Consider the following 15,731-nt stretch of genomic DNA (forward strand, 5'->3'; position numbering starts at 1 on the left):
ATGGACAAACTCACTGCGTTCGATGCCTTCGTGCAATCAGCTGAAACTGGCAGCTTCGTCGCAGCCGGTCGCAAGCTCGGCCTTTCCGCCTCGGCGGTTGGCAAGGCGGTGCTTCGACTGGAGCAACGGCTGGATGTACGCCTGTTCCATCGCAATACTCGAAACATGACACTGACCGAAGAAGGGAGGCTGTTCCTCGAACGCTGCCGCCGCATCTTCGAGGAGGTCGAGGCTGCTGAGGCCGAACTTGCCCACTCCAATCGAACGCCAAGAGGGCGGCTTCGCATCAGTCTGCCGCTGGTCGGCATGCTGCTGACACCGGTGATGGCTGATTTCATGCGGGCTTGGCCCGAGGTGCAACTTGATCTGGATTTTTCAGATCGACTGGTGGACGTTGTCGAGGAAGGGTTTGATGTGGTCGTTCGCACCGGGCAACCGTCTGATAGCCGGTTGATGAGCCGTAATGTCGGACGGTTCAAACTGAAAATCGTCGCCTCACCCGACTATCTGGCGAGATGCGGTGCGCCAGACACCCCTGATGATCTGACGCAACATCAGTGTCTTCACCAACGATCGCCCAGCACCGGTAAGCTACGACCCTGGCCGTTTGCGCGCGCGGAAAGACAGGGAAAGATCGTCCTGCCCGAACGGATGAGCGCGACGGCGGTCGATCCTCTGATCGAGTTGGCGATCGAGGGAATGGGAATTGCCTGCCTGCCGCCTTTTGCGATTCGTGGTGAGATCGCTGATGGACGCCTCGTGTCCATTTTGGACGAATGGGTGACCGAAACAGATCAGTTCAATGTTCTCTGGCCAGCCAGCCGCCAAATTACACCCAAACTGAGGGCCTTCATAGACTTCATGGCCGAGCATCTGCAGCCGCAATAGGACATCGCATACCGCACCGACAAACCAGAGGTAAAACTCGCGGCAACAAGACGCTGCTTTTCTTCTGCCGTCAGACTGCGTCCATTGATAAGGTCATAACTGCATATGTGGGCCAATTCCGGATTTCCCGAGCAGTTCGGAGCTATGCTCCCTCTCGCTCTCTAAATCCGATCTTTCGCTCTCGTCCGCAAGGTAGCCGTGAATGGACGGTTACGTCGCATCGAAATCCATTCAAATAAAAACGCCGTGCCCGGCGGGCACGGCGCGTGACGGAGCGAGCCGATTCAGATCAAGATCTGAACTTCACGCTATTCCGCTTCGATTACGATTGACTAGGCCATCAGCGGATAGTCTGTATAGCCTTCTTCGGCACCGCTGTAGTACTTGGAAGCATCCGAGGTTGCCAGTGGAGCGTTTTGGCGGAAGCGTTCCGGCAGATCAGGATTACTGATAAACAGCGTGCCAAATGTGACTGCATCAGCCAGGCCGCTTTGCAGCACCTGTTCCGCAGACTTCCGGTCGTAGCCAACATTCAATACGAAAATCCCTGAGAATCGCTTGCGAGCCCCGGGCGCCAGAGGTTTAACGCCTTCCGGCAGCGTTCCCGGCTCCATGAAATGCAGAATGCCAACGTTTTTCTTTTCCAGCGCTTCCACCGCGTACATGTAGGTCTGCTCGAGATTGGAGTCGCCCATGTCATTGTACGGAATGCGCGGAGACAGCCTGACCGAGACACGGGCCGGTCCGAAGACCTTTATCGCAGCATCAGTGGCCTCAAGCAGGAACCGCGCCCGCTTCTCAGCGGTGCCACCATACTCGTCGGTTCGCTTGTTTGAACCATCTTCCAGAAACTGCGCCGGCAAGTAACCATTGGCACCGTGAACCTCGACGCCATCAAAGCCTGCATCTTTCGCGGCCCGCGCAGCCTTCTCATAGTCTGCGATGGTGGATTTGATTTCATCAAGGGTCAGTTCGCGTGGGGTCACAGAGGGCTTGATGCCTTCTGGCGTGAACGCCTGGCTATTGAAGGGGACCGCCGATGGCGCGACTGGTAGTTCTCCACCATGAAAATCAGGGTGAGATGCTCTCCCGGTATGCCAGAGCTGGGCGAAAATGAGACCGCCGACTTCATGAACTGCCTGGGTTACCTTCTTCCAGCCCGCAATTTGTTCGGGAGTATAGATTCCTGGGGTATCCGTCCACCCGACCGCCTGGGCGCTGATCTGGGTGCCTTCCGTGAAAATGAGACCCGCCGATGCGCGCTGCGCGTAATACGTTGCAGTCAATTCGTTGGCCACCTGATCCTTGGATCGACCTCTGGTCATCGGCGCCATGAATACCCGATTCTTGAAGGTGAGCTCTTTATTGCTCAAGGGGGTTAAAAGCTCTAGGTTTTCCATATTTTCCTCATATATTGAATTTATTGATGTCCGCCCGCGCTCAATGAGTAGTCAGGCGCGGCTTGACCAAAGAAGTGCTTCCTGTCGAATGAACCATTGGCGGGTTGCAACTCGCCGACAAAAGTGACGAACGAAGGTGACGGCTCGGACCGCTTGCCTCAAAGTGAGTACCGCCAGAATGGTATATGAAATAAACCTAGTGTCTATTAGGCACTTTGCGTCGCCCTAGTAGGTTCGAGGAAACCTACTGCCCGAGAACATTCGTCGGCGCTTGGCTGTTGAGCCATCGATAGATGGTCTCGCGCGCAAGAGCAGCGGCGGCACTCTCTGTACTCCTGATCGAACGAGCCTGAGCAACCAATGTGTAGATCTGGTCGAAGTTGGCCGAGATTGACTGTACCGAGTCCGAACTGGCAGAGCCCGCATACCGACCGGACGAAAACCGCTGGCCGCGCTTCCATCTGCGTACCAGGTCACGCCGTTCCATAGACATGTCGGTTGGCCTTCAGACATCAGATTACCGATGCACGATCGGCCAACGGCGCGCTCATGCAATCGAGTGAAGCAGCCTTCCCTGCGGACTTTTCGCTCCGCTCGTAGCGGCGTCGAACGTTTGCCGGGCAGCATCGACCTCCGGCAGCTTCGCGAGCGTCCATTCGTGCAGCGCTCGAAAAGGCTGTTGCAGCGTACGACCCAGCGGCGTGATTTGATACTGCACCGCGACCGGCGAAAGCGAAATCACCTCTCGCGATACCAAGCCGTTGCGCTCCAGCCGGCGTAGGCATTGGGTAAGGGCTTTTTGGGTAACACCTTGAAGTCGACGACGGATTGCGTTGAAGCGTTGCGGACCGTCATCAAGCACGGCCAGCACCATCATCGACCACTTGTCAGCGATCTGGTCGAACAAGGCCCGGCTAGGGCAGTCGGACGAAAAGCAGAGCGGTTCGATTTCAAGCATGACGGTTTCCTTTTAAGGATCTAGGCGATCTAAGGCGCTTATCGACGCCAAGTTTACACGATATACCGCCAATGTCTATCGAGCGCTACCGAATGCCTATTCAACCCGCATCTCAATACAAGCAGCTTGTTTCGTCCCTTCGCCATCCGGTCACTTGAGTTGAAAAACCGAATCGTGACAGCACCGATGACGCATCTGTTCGTTCCTGAGGGTATTTCGGGCTCGGCCTACTGCAGAATCGGTGGGCGGAAGTTAATGTTGGAATAATCCTGTCGGAAGGCACTGTGGTCGGCCGTCCCGCATCGCGCAACGATGCGGGAATCCCATTCTTCGCGGTAATGCGGCGTTGGCCGGATGGAAGAATGTGGTCAATGTGGGTCCATCCTGCTGTGGCCGCATGAAGTCACAATCTGGCATACCTGAACCACCCGCTATATCAACGACTGGGAGCCCGATGCGCCGGTGGAAAGCCCATCCGGCCTCAACGCGCAAATACCTCAGCATCGTCCTTGAGCGCATTGCAGATCATCCGATCAACAAGATCGACGCCCAGCTTCCTTGGAACATAGACCTCCAGGACTGATCCACTCTCCGAAAGGATATCGCAGGCCCTGTCAAGGTAGCCGTGACACGACGCTTACTCAATATCAGGATTATTCGCACAAGGTTTTCAGTTGTTCAAGCTGGGAAGAGACCATCTGCTGCCATAGAACATCATCGTCGCGGACGGAATCACGTAACATTGATGCCGCATTGGCAGCGACGGCTATCGGCGCAACTTCGACCAAGCTTAGCAAGGCGTCGAACAGGCAGCAAGATTTGAACTCTAACAGCGATTCTCCGAGCAAGTTCCGTTGCTCTGAGATCTGGTTCGACAGATCGTTTATCCCTGCACCTGTTCCACTGGACACTTGAGATTTAATGGCGGAGAGATAATTGGTGACGAGCGCTTTCGTTTCATTGGACAGCTTGAAACTTGTCAAAGATTGAGAAATTAACTCAATACCTGACAGCACCGATGCATGTGGCGACAGTAAACCGGTATCCAGTGAGAAACGGACCCGGTCGATTGTCGGCATTCTCTTTTCCGTGAGAATGTCGAGCATTGTTACCTGCGTTCTCGTACCGAACAACTCCGAAACCTGCTTTCTTGAATAAGCATGGCAAGCCAAACGTGTGGCTTCCTCCAAGTCCAGAGATGAACGTGGTGCCGTGTCGGACAATCCTGCCAAATGACTGGAAACATCCGAGACGGGCCGGTTCATTATTGCATCGGAATCATACCCAATTAAAAAATAAAGATCGGGATTACCGCTCTTTGGCGTCGAGCATAAATTAGAGTAGGTGCTGTCATATTGCCCATAGGTATACCCATCCCCATATTTCTCCGAATTGGTAAATATGATCGAGGCGCTGTTGCTTTTGTTATAAGGAATATCCCATTTAATTTCAAAAATGGCACCCTGATTATCGCTGTATTGCACAACGCCTTCAGTGCCGGTTGCGGTGCTTTTGGCACCTTGTGGTTTAAAGTAGCCTTCGACGTTATTTGCGATTTGCGTTGGCGGCTCCGTATCGTACTTTCCCCAAGAAAGCTGGCTATCTCTTAACTTTAATCCTCCGCCGGTTTCGTTTTTTAGATGAATTTTTGCATATGTGCTTTCAGACATGCCGTGTATCCTTCCAGAATACTAAAATTTCTATTCGCGATTAAGAAGCGAGCTTGGCAACAGGACTTGGGTTTCTTCATTTGCGCTTGATTGATATCAGATTAATTTTCATAATAATTCTTTTCAAAAATACTAATTAATTCGGGTGGTCTTGTTGGATACTCCAAATGATCAGGAGAAAAGAAAGATATGCCAAATTTTAGAGATGTGAATCCGGCATCTTGCATCATTATTTTATCGTCTAATTCCATAAACCATTTTTTGATAATATCAAACGACTGATCAAATAGAGTAACATCCTTAAAAACAACATTTGATAAGTTGTCGACCTCTACAAAGCAAACGTTTCCACATTTATTATAGTGAACCATGATTCCAAAATCTGAGAAGTAATCTTTAGCATCAATTTCAATTCCAGATATCTTTGATTTTTCTTGATGTTCAAAATTACATTTAATAACATCCCTGACATTTTCTTTTGTCATTGATAGCAGAATTGGTCCTATTGATTTATATGGTTCAATATTTAGTAACATTTACCGCAATCCTCATAAGCCATATTTCTTTTTTAGTTCATTGAACTTTGCATCATTTAACCTTTTCATTTTCTTGGAATATTTCATTCCATCCAATGTCGCCTTCTTTTGTGCCTTGGTATTTAATAAATTATCATCTCTGTAGGCCTTAAGATTCATATCAAGGGCTTTATGGAACTCCCCTTGTTGCATATACTGACGCTGTTTATCCCTGAATTTTTGAGATTCCTTTGATGATCCAGTGGTAATGAATTGTCTGTGTTCTTTATAAGTTAAAGTTCTGGCTGACATGTTGTTCCGATTGTCATCGTATATAGTACCAACATAAGTGCTCCTGGGAGGAAAGTGGTCACTTTCAACTTTTTTAGATTCAGATTTTTGTTTTGTATCTCCATGCCTTCCGCCAACGTTTACTCTTCCGCAATTCGGAGGATTGTGTACGAGAAACGAATTTTCACCAACATAGTAATTATGGTTGTTAAGAACCTCGAAGTTAAATACTTTAACTGGTCCGTCGAGAGTTTCTTTTGCGGTGATTTCGACCAGCTGTCCATCCAGACTAAGAACTTGGTCATCGGCGGTCAGGTCAGACGCTGGCCGCCACTCATTTTCCATCGGTAAATAGAATGGATGGTTAGGTGTCGCCTCTACTGTTGTGCCACCAATGGTCAAAGCAATAAGCGCAGAAGCGACCCGTGTGAACAACCTGCTGACTGGCTTCAGTTCCACCTGCTCTGTCGCATCATTCCTGCTCCACACCAGATCCCCAACCTCAAGTTCCTCAATCACCTTTGACCGATCCGCAGTGGCAATGGGCGTCCCCGCTGGTAGTGACATCTCACACGACGAGGTTGCCGGTGGCATGCTGGCCATATTCTGATGGACGGCATTAGAAAACAGTCGTGAAAATGGCAGTTCCTTTATCTCGTTGGGCTCTGCGCCATCACCAACCTCCGCCTGCCGCGGACCTGTTACCGCCATCGGCAGCGTATCGTTGTTCGGGAAGGCAGAGCGGGTAGCCGCAATCGTAACCCCGGAACTGGTTGCTGCGGCAGCAGCAGCGATGTCCGGAGTATGGGACGCGATTTCCACCTTGGTCACCAACCCCGATGTATCGTTCGGAGACGTCCCGTTGTGCCGCGCGACCTCTGACGCATTTGCTGCGACGAAACTTCCGGCTTCTTCAGTTGAGTTTGCTGCAATCACGAGCTCGACCAGAATCGTCAAGATTTCAATGCCATCATCAAATCCAGCGGCCATACCGTCGGGATCTGTGAGCGTTAGCGGGTCGTTCGCCGCATAGATATAGGGGCTGTCAAACTGCCCGGCCGGATCTGGTGTTGTAAACCGGCCCATCTGCGGATCGTAGTAGCGTGCACCAAAATAATACAAACCGGTTTCAGGATCGTATTCCTTTCCGGTGAATTTTGGTCGTATATCTACAGTATCTGAACCAATCTGCTGATCAATCTCGCCATAGGGCTGATAGGATATCGTATTTGTCTCGGCACCTGTTCCGTCCGTAACCAACACGGTGCTGCCGATCTGGTCCTGAGAGAGATAGTGCACCGCCCCGGATGGGCCGACGCTGGCGATGACGCCCTGGGGACCGTAGATGTAAGTGTCGGCAAATGGTTTCCCCCCAACTGGTACGGTCAGCACATAGTACGGGTCAATATAGTGAGTCTGCCTCCCATCGGGCCCAGTGGACACCACGCGTTCCCAACCATCACCATAACCAAACAGACTGGTGACGCCTTCCGAACCGTCGCCGTGCTCCACAGATGTGAGGTTTCCCTGAACATCATACCGGTACTGCCAGACATTCAAGTTGTCTCCAACAACGGGCGACTGGGTCTTCGCAACGAGTTTGCCGGTTGCGTCATAACTCAGATTCCAGCCTGACTGATTTGCGCCTGTCCCACACCCCTCCACTGGACAAATCCGATCAAGCTGATGTTTCCTTTGCTCATTATAATAGTATGTAAGGCCGTTTGTGCCCGTAATATCGCCCGTGAGGTTATAGTTGTAGGCTAACGTGCCATACGTGCCGTTAGCCAGAGTCAAAAAACCCATTGTGTCATAGGAGAAGGTTTGGTTGAGCGTGATGTCGGCAGAGGGACGTGTATCGTCGAGCGCGATCAGCTTGCTGGCGCTGTTCCACTGCAAGGCGACGTTCCGATGCACCAAGGCTTTACGGACAATTTTGCCATGCGTCCGACGACCGAGGTTGTCATACTGATACGTTTCCTCAACGCCATTTCCATAGCTTAGCTGTTGGTTTTGTCCCAAGGCGTTATAGTCACTATAAGATGCCAAGGTTTCGAATGTCGTTTCCGAAGGAGCGCGACGGGATATGGAGGTTAACTGACCGCCGGATCCATAATCGTACCGGACCTCGCTGTCATCTGGATAGCGAATGGTCTGCGGATTGCCCAAGGCATCGTAGGTGAACCCTGAGGTAAAGCGGCGTTCTTCCCCCGAGATCTGCGTGACAGTGGTCCGTTCCGTGATATTGCCGAGAAAGTCATAGGAAAATTCATATGCCACGTCAGGTGTTTGCACCGTCGCCAGCCATCCCTTACCATTTTTTGCACTGTCGTAGCGATAGGTGACCTCACGTGTCAGCTTGCTGTCGTGAGCGAAGTCGCGAACGGCAATAACTCTTCCCAGCGCGTCATAATCGAAAGCCTGTTTCTGCTCGTTCGCATCTATCGTCGTTTCGACCAGTCCCGTATCGGTATAACTATATGTAGATGTCCCGACATCCGGACTGGTAGATGCAACAACCTGACCAAGGGAGTTGTAGCTAACAGAAGTAACCACACCCAATGGATCAATACCCTCTATTGGTCGTCCCAGCGCGTCATACCGATAAGTACTAATCCCGCCATTCGGTGCCACGGACGTGCGTAACCGACCACGGCTGTCATAGGTATCGACGGTAGCAACGGGCGTGGTTGCCCCCGACACGGCTGTCTCCGACGGATTTGGCATTTCAGTGGTGACAATATTGTTGTCCGCCGGGTCATAGACCGTTCGGTATACAACGCCTTCAGGCAGATCCGTTCGGATAATGCGCTGCTTGATGTCATGCATGTAACGCACCGTCTCGGCCTTCTGGCCGTCAAAATGCGGCAGCGATTGTTGGCTCAACTGGCTGTGGCCGTTGTAAGCCGCCTGACTGACTATGGGGGGGGCTATGTCCGGTCCGCTCTCCTCCATCCTGACTGGTTGCCACAACCCGTTATATCGAGTGTTCTCCCAAAGCCAGTTTTCGGTGTCATCCTCATCCCATGCAGTGCGGAACTGTAGTTTGATGCTAATCCCCACAGGACTGGCTTTGGAGATCTGCCGCAACAGTACGGGCTTCAACAATCTGCTATCAGGCTGGATACTGTCCAGGCGAACAATCCCCCCAAAAGCATCGAGACCACCCTCTGGAACCTCTGTCACCAGATTGCCGTTCATATCCACCCAGCGCATCAGATTGCCATAGAGCGGTTCATACTCGGTTTCAACGGTCAGAGGCTCGTGGCCCGTTAGCGCCGGAGGAAGGGTGATGCGGGCGGGAAAACTGTGATAGACGGTATCATATGCAATGTTCGTTTTGGCTCCAAGCGCATCGGTTTCAGAAACCGGATTACCAAAGCGATCATAGTCCAATAAGGATTCGATCCATTTCTGTTTTGTACTGTCCCATAGCGCCAGGCCAACCTGATTCATTCTGTCGTCATAGGATATCCGCTGTAGCTGTAGATCATCCGCTTCCGACCAACTCACGACATCGGTATCACAGGCTGCCGCACTGCGTGTTGTCTTGCGGACCACCGGAAAGAACCCTTTCCACCATTTCCCGTCATGCGGATCATGGTAACGATAACAGTAGTGAATACTGTCATCATCCGTGTTGGTCAGATCGTCCACCCGGATGATGTTCCTGTAATCCGCGTCATAGGTGTAATTCAACGACAGTGTATAATTTTCGGTGCCGTCACTGTAGATCCGGTTTTGTACCATCTTCTGATAGACAGTCGACACGCCCTCGGCTGAAGATATATAGTCGTTCTCACTTCGGTTTTCGGCGAGAACCGCTCCATCCGACAGACGGGTTACCTTTTGCTCTCGGAGCAAACCTATCAATGGATAGTCCTGATGGAAGCTGTTCTGCGTTTTGGTCTGCATCGCGGGATCGTCGATGCTACGATCAATTACATCGATTTCGGCGAATCCGATCCAGCCGCGGCCTTCCAGGTTCACCTTGGCACCGTGATAGACATAGTCGAATAGTGAGGAGATTTCGCTATCCGCCGATCCGACGCGCTGACGGCTGACCACATACCAGGGCGCGTGCAGCGCCGGATTGGGATAGGAACTATCCACCGGCGGGCTGTAAATGGTGAGATCGGTTAGCGGCTTATAGTCGAACGAGGCAAAACCTCCCACCCCTGTGGTCACGTGCGTCAACAGATCTTGATATGATATGGCGGGGTCGGTGACATCTTCATCCGGCACGGCTACATGCATCTTGATTGAGACTGTTCCACGGTCATTGGCGACCAGGGCAATGTCGGTCTTCCCGTCGCCGCTAAAATCACTTGGAAAATAATCGTGATAGTCCCAGTTTCCTTTGAATTCCGACCAGTCCTGCGCGGTGAATCCTGTCCCGGTGGATATGTTAACCGACATAAGCATGCTGTTGGCTCCGGAATAAGCGATATAGTTTACATCAGCCAATCCATCGCCATTATAATCTCCGGGTTTGATTGCGCTGGTCTCGCGCCACCGGATCTGACCCTTCGACCAAATTTCGCTATTGAACATCTCGCCGTCAGACAGGAACGTCCTGACCGTGACATAGCCCTGTTCATTGTAGAAATACGCAATATCGGAACGACCATCCCCATTGTAGTCGTTGATACTGACCAGATTGTCGGAAAACCAGCGCGGCGAGTTATCCAGCCATGCTGCAACGGAAAAGCCGGTTCCGGTTGACAGGTAAATATCGACCGCCATCATACCGGCATCGTTATAGATCAGCGCCAGATCAGAGAGACCGTCGCCATTGAAGTCACCCGGCAGGAAACGCGCATCTACCCAGCGCCGGGACGGTGTGTCCCAAGATGCCGGTTCAAATCCGTCTCCGTTAGAGAGAAAAATCCTAATATCGTTTTTACCCGATGCATTCCGAATAATCGCAAAATCACTGAGCCCGTCACCGTTGAAATCGGCAAATACATCCTGATCGTCTTCTCTCCATGATTGTCCGCCGCTATACCATGTTCTTTTTTCAAATCCATCCTCAGTCGACAAAAAAACGTCAGCGTTCATCGATCCCATTTGATTATAAAGATGGCCAATATCACTTCGACCATCTCCATTGAAATCTGCCGCCGCAAAACGAGTACCGTTCCATCGGGTGCCGCTGGGTGACCGGTTCTCCAAGGTGAAAGCCTCTCCGGTCGATTCATAAACAGAAAGGCCTAGCGCGCCAGAATTGTTGTTTAAGTAAGCAATATCGCTTTTGCCATCACCATCGAAATCACCCACTACATTGATGTAGTCTTCCGCCCAGCGGCCTTTTTGGCTCCATGAGTCAGCAGTAAAGGTGTTCTTCGTGGCCACCTTGTTGTCCCAGTCGAACCGGGTTGGAGGAAAGCATTCTTCTCCGAGACCGCAAAGCTGGACGGCATCAAGCAAACTTCGATGAGAAGTGGCGCTTTGATGGTAGCTGAAATTATATGTGCTGACCTGCTGAGTTTTCACCCAGGTGGAAATCTGTTTTAACCGTTTCGTGGTTCTCACCTCGGAGCCGTTCAGATAGGCAGATTGCGGGTCTGGTCGATCTTCGTAGGAAAACCTGACAAATCGCTGAGGCATCAGGGACCCGGCGTCATTTCCGGTGTACTGTATCTCCGTGGGATAATACTCCCCCCGGGTGCTATCACTCTGGTATCGGATCTGGATATAATTGCCGTTGCGGTCTGTAACTTTATTCACGCTCCATACACGTACGGTTTCGGTTCCACTTGCGAGAATACGCGCATCGTCGGCAACGCCGAACTCAAGATGCTGCCCCTCCGGCGTGGTTACGCCGAAAGCGCAGGGTCCAGAACCACAGTGCCCCATCGATGTAACGCGGATCCAGCTTTGCCGTTCCGTATTATAAAGCGTACCATCTTTACCATAGTCACCCGACACCGCGACAAGGCGCTTCCCGTCCAAGCAGAAGCGGTCGTAGGCGTTCAGACCAACCCCCCTCGACAAACCATCCTGTGCAATGGTCTGAGGACATCGTGTAATCGATGCAATGCCTCTCACACTCCAGCCAACGCCCAGTAACCCGTCGTTTTGATGGCTGTTGTACAGTAAGGACAATTCAGGTTGCTGCCCGCCGGTTCCAGGGGGAACATCTAACGGTATGGTATAAATGGTGCTTCCGCTATTATCTGTTGCGACACTTCCATCAAGACTACCGGCAGCCAATGTGTTTTCGGCACCAACAGCCGATGGTCCTGTAAAGGGGGAGCCCAGACTGAATAGGCAGACCAATGCTATGAGATGCCGCATCAGATTTCTTCACTCCCAACGGGTTCAACCATAAGATAAGTTATAGATATTTTTTTTGAACCTAAAATTGTACTCAATGGTAGTTCTAGTGGTGGTTCGACCTGCAGTCGATACCCTTACGATAGATGTGAATCCTCGAAGGTATAGGAAAATTTGATTTTGCGTGGACCAGCCCGTTTTCGCAATTTTCTGCGAGACACCTGCGCTAAATCTGATCAATGGTGTTTTGACTACGATAGAGGAGAAGTTGAATGCCGCGTGGCAGGAACATTTAACAAAAGGTTCTGAAATGACAGGAACTGGTTTTCAAATTAACGATCGACGATCTTTCGTTGGTTACAGGTTTTTGCGAAAGGGCTCTGCTGGATAGTGTTCCTTACCGCAAGGCGGGGATATCTTCCCATCTTGTCGTGAAGCAGGGTGACCGGGTTTTGTTCCTCATGAACCAGTCGGACTTTTCTGATCTGGTTGACCTGCCGATTGTGACGGTTTCTTGTCAAACCGGTATTCCAGCCGGTCAAGGGCTGTCATGAGCGGGTTTTCATTGGCTACATGTTTGTAAACAAATCCCGTGGCGCGTCCGCAGGGCTGTCCAGATCCAGTATCATAATCCCGGCCGATATGGGCTGATATTTCCCTTGTGTCGTTTGTCTTGCATGTCACTCTCCGCGAATATGGTTAACTCTGCTGATGCAGGTCCCCTATTCTGGGGTGATCAATGCTGGATCTGTTGGGCATTCCTGACGTTGTGGATTGTGCAATCTAAAACGCAACAGCATTTAATAAACACTAAATCGGTACTTATTAAATGTGCATTGTGATTCTGGTCTGTCACTCCACAGTGATGTCTGGATTGTGCAATCCAGTTGAGAATAGAGGCATTCGTTCAAGCCCGGTTTTGCTGCGTGCGGGCAACGACTGCCCTGCTGGTCGCCATCCCAGAGCCCCACGGCCATCAAAAACCGCACAACCCCCGAAAAACACCTGTGTGTGGCGATCTGCTGAAGGAAGGGCTGCGCCCTCTGCCGTCAAGCAGAATCAGGGGCCCTGTTCACGCCTTAACGGTCGTGAACATCCCATATTCAGCTTGACGGCATTCACCCCTTTTTGACGACGGGAAGAAGTTTGACCCGTTGAAAGAAGGAATTGAAGACATGACCGTTACAGACGAAGTGATCAAATTGGCCCGCATGATTTCGCAGGACTTTAACTCAGCCGTGCTGGCTGGAGATGATGCAGGTCTCAAAGCATCTTATCAGGCTTTTCGTGACCTGCTTGTCAGGACCAATGGCGAAAAGGGGAATTTCGGTTTGTATGCCCCGGACGGATCGGGAACAGTTATCGAAAAGGCAATAGAAGCTGTCCCCGGCACTGTGCCCCACTGGGGACAAAATGGCCTCTTTATCATCAACACCGTTCATGGTCGCGTTATGGTCGAGTTCTCTTGCGCGTTCAAAACGCTGGCGGGTTTCAAGTTTCATGCGGTCGATCTCGGGCAACCTTTTCTCTCTGAAACCGGATTTCACTCCTGCCTGACGACCGAAGTGTTTCCGCTGCCGGTGGATCAGGCTGCCGAGGCGGCATATTGTGCGCTGGTCGATCAACTTGGCATGCGCTTTATCGATCCTGAATATCGGGAACGCATGGCGGATGATTTGCCAGCCTTTGCGCATGTGACCAACCCCAATACACAGGGGATTGCGACCATCACCGAGAAAAATGGACAGATCGGGCTTCTGTTCTGAGATTGGCGAGGACGGGAACGACATAAAAGAAAATCAGGGCTGAAAGCGAAACCGGCAGAATTTTGCCGGTTTCATTTCTTTTGACCGAGGATACGCACCATGGCCGGGAAATCATATTCAATCGTGCAGGTACGATACCAGCATTTGCTGGTTTCATCCCAGTTTGCATGAATGTGATAGAGCTTCATCATATGCCGGAGGGGTGTCACGGCTTCCGGATCGCGGGACCAGGCACGCAGTTTTGCGATCAGGCCTTGGAACCGGTCATGGATAATGCGCAGGCGTGCTTTGTCGGGTGGCTGCACTTCTGTCAGTTTGCGCTTTTCACGATCTATTTCGAGGCGGACCAGTCGCATTCTCTCGGCATTATCCTCAAACCAGATATTGGCGGAGGCCAGATCAAGGCTGTTGAGGATGTGTTCGGCACGATCACGTAGCCCTTGCAATTTCGTTTCGGCGGCCTGAATACGGCTACCTGAACGCTCGCGTTTTTCACGCACCGGCGCACTATCATAAAAGTCCGCAATATCCTCGGGCTTGAGGCGCATTGCTTCCCGAAGAATGATATCTGTCAACTGATCGTAAGGGACAGACCGATGCACGCATTCCTTGATCATGCAGGAATAGTGATCGGCCCAATGCGCCCCTATTTTCGTTTCATGCTCTGAACATCTCAGGCGGCCTGAAAAAACGGCGGTCACGCGCCCCTTGGTTTTAATCTGGCGTTCCCGCCAGTTGCGATTCAGGTTTTTGTGTTGCTGTTTCGTCTCTTCCGAAGAGCGTAGCTTGACCATTTCCCGGTATTCGGCTGCCTTGCTGGAACGCTGATCAAGCATGTCCTGCACCTTGTCGAAAACATCGTCATCGACAATTTGCAGTTCCGGGATCGGAACGCGGATCCATTCATGTTCAGGTCTGACAACAGGCAGTTTGCGCCCTGTCGTTGGGTGCTTTCGATATTTCTGCCGGTTGAAGGTGACGATGCCCTTGTAGAGAGTGTTGCGCAGCAGGCCGGTTTTACGGGATCTGGTGCCGACCAGCGTTGTCGGGTTCCATCGTCCGCCGCCGGGGGCAACGATCATGCTGGCGTCAAGATATTCGCAAATATGCTTCAGCTTTTGGCCGGATCCATACATCTCGAAAATCTGGCGGATTATAGCTGCCTCGCTTTCGACAATCCGGCGTTTGCCCCGGACCGGATCACCGTTTGCATCAAGGGCGTGGACGATCTCATATCCGAATGTTCTGCCGCCGGGCACGCCGCCCCGCAAAACAGCAGCGACAACGCCCCTGTGTGTCTTGTCTGACAGGTCTTTGAGATAGAGCGCATTCATCGTGCCCTTCAGGCCGATATGAAGTTCGTTGATCACGCCTTCGGCAATCGTTTCAACATCGATCCCGACAAAGGCCATTTTCTTGAAGAAATGCGCGATGTCACCCTGATCTCGGCTGATCCGGCTTAAATCCTCGCAGACGATCCGGTCAAAGCGGTTGTCAAATGCCCCCATCAGCAAACTGCTTATCCCGGGGCGATTATCCATGTGGGCACCAGAAAAGGCCTCATCGAAATACACATCGACAACATGGTACTTCTGATCGGCGCAATGCTTTTGGCATCTTGCTATCTGGTCTTGGGTGCTGGTGTTCTGCCTGTCTGTTGAATGCCGGGCGTAGATCGCTACTCTCACTGCTTATACCGAATTCTTGTTATGGTTATTGGTACAGTTGCGGCTTGGTATTCAGGTCCGAAAACACGCAACTTTCGGCTGAATGGATCAAACGAATCCCGTTGATAAGCCACACCGGAATCGGATGTGCAAGCGATATGTAAACCCGGCTCATTTTGGTTGAAAATATCGTCTTTTCATGGATTTGGCTGATTTCCGCCAGTTTGCAGGAGTTTGCAGGAGTGTGCAGGTCTTTGCAGAACTTTGCACAACTTTACCCTGTCGTCTCTTAGGCAG

General features: G+C 51.5%; 9 protein-coding genes. 2 read left to right on the forward strand and 7 right to left on the reverse strand.

All coding sequences use genetic code 11. The features are described from left to right. Complete coding sequence (locus tag Q8O73_RS17465) at nucleotides 1-888, forward strand: LysR family transcriptional regulator (RefSeq protein WP_305559481.1); 888 nt, start codon at nucleotides 1-3, stop codon at nucleotides 886-888. A gap of 332 nt (nucleotides 889-1,220) precedes the next feature. On the opposite strand, the gene Q8O73_RS17470 is transcribed toward Q8O73_RS17465, so the two are convergent. From Q8O73_RS17470 to Q8O73_RS20170, 6 genes are all read right to left on the reverse strand, one after another. Further along, nucleotides 1,221-2,288, reverse strand: a complete 1,068-nt coding sequence (locus Q8O73_RS17470; protein ID WP_305559482.1) for an alkene reductase — start codon at nucleotides 2,286-2,288, stop codon at nucleotides 1,221-1,223. Between the two features lie 547 nt (nucleotides 2,289-2,835). Beyond that, nucleotides 2,836-3,246 carry a helix-turn-helix domain-containing protein gene (locus Q8O73_RS17475; protein ID WP_305559483.1) on the reverse strand — a complete coding sequence of 137 codons (411 nt, stop codon included), beginning with the start codon at nucleotides 3,244-3,246 and terminating at the stop codon, nucleotides 2,836-2,838. Nucleotides 3,247-3,899: 653 nt separating this feature from the next. Continuing rightward, nucleotides 3,900-4,916 (reverse strand): aegerolysin family protein, encoded by a 1,017-nt coding sequence (locus Q8O73_RS17480; protein ID WP_305559484.1) that lies wholly within the window; start codon nucleotides 4,914-4,916, stop codon nucleotides 3,900-3,902. 101 nt (nucleotides 4,917-5,017) lie between these two features. After that, nucleotides 5,018-5,452: a hypothetical protein gene (locus Q8O73_RS17485; RefSeq protein WP_305559485.1), complete on the reverse strand. Its 435-nt coding sequence runs from the start codon at nucleotides 5,450-5,452 to the stop codon at nucleotides 5,018-5,020. 12 nt (nucleotides 5,453-5,464) lie between these two features. Next, entirely contained in the window at nucleotides 5,465-12,022 is a 6,558-nt protein-coding gene (locus Q8O73_RS17490) for an FG-GAP-like repeat-containing protein (RefSeq protein ID WP_305559486.1), read from the reverse strand. Nucleotides 12,023-12,398: 376 nt separating this feature from the next. Then, the gene (locus Q8O73_RS20170; RefSeq protein WP_371135111.1) at nucleotides 12,399-12,503 is read right to left on the reverse strand and encodes a DUF4113 domain-containing protein; all 105 of its coding nucleotides are present in this window, start codon (nucleotides 12,501-12,503) and stop codon (nucleotides 12,399-12,401) included. A 673-nt stretch (nucleotides 12,504-13,176) separates the two neighbouring features. Here Q8O73_RS20170 and Q8O73_RS17495 point away from each other — a divergent pair. Next, entirely contained in the window at nucleotides 13,177-13,767 is a 591-nt protein-coding gene (locus tag Q8O73_RS17495; protein ID WP_305559487.1) for a hypothetical protein, read from the forward strand. 71 nt (nucleotides 13,768-13,838) lie between these two features. On the opposite strand, the gene Q8O73_RS17500 is transcribed toward Q8O73_RS17495, so the two are convergent. Then, nucleotides 13,839-15,455: a recombinase family protein gene (locus Q8O73_RS17500; protein ID WP_371135102.1), complete on the reverse strand. Its 1,617-nt coding sequence runs from the start codon at nucleotides 15,453-15,455 to the stop codon at nucleotides 13,839-13,841. Nucleotides 15,456-15,731: the final 276 nt, after the last annotated feature.

This window comes from Thalassospira sp., from assembly GCF_030690045.1.
In the GTDB taxonomy this organism is placed as follows: Bacteria; Pseudomonadota; Alphaproteobacteria; order Rhodospirillales; family Thalassospiraceae; genus Thalassospira.

Coding starts and splice junctions, on each gene's coding strand:
- Q8O73_RS17465 (WP_305559481.1), top strand. CDS start 1: ATGGACAAACTCACTGCGTTCGATGCCTTCGTGCAATCAGCTGAAACT.
- Q8O73_RS17470 (WP_305559482.1), bottom strand. CDS start 2,288: ATGGAAAACCTAGAGCTTTTAACCCCCTTGAGCAATAAAGAGCTCACC.
- Q8O73_RS17475 (WP_305559483.1), bottom strand. CDS start 3,246: ATGCTTGAAATCGAACCGCTCTGCTTTTCGTCCGACTGCCCTAGCCGG.
- Q8O73_RS17480 (WP_305559484.1), bottom strand. CDS start 4,916: ATGTCTGAAAGCACATATGCAAAAATTCATCTAAAAAACGAAACCGGC.
- Q8O73_RS17485 (WP_305559485.1), bottom strand. CDS start 5,452: ATGTTACTAAATATTGAACCATATAAATCAATAGGACCAATTCTGCTA.
- Q8O73_RS17490 (WP_305559486.1), bottom strand. CDS start 12,022: ATGCGGCATCTCATAGCATTGGTCTGCCTATTCAGTCTGGGCTCCCCC.
- Q8O73_RS17495 (WP_305559487.1), top strand. CDS start 13,177: ATGACCGTTACAGACGAAGTGATCAAATTGGCCCGCATGATTTCGCAG.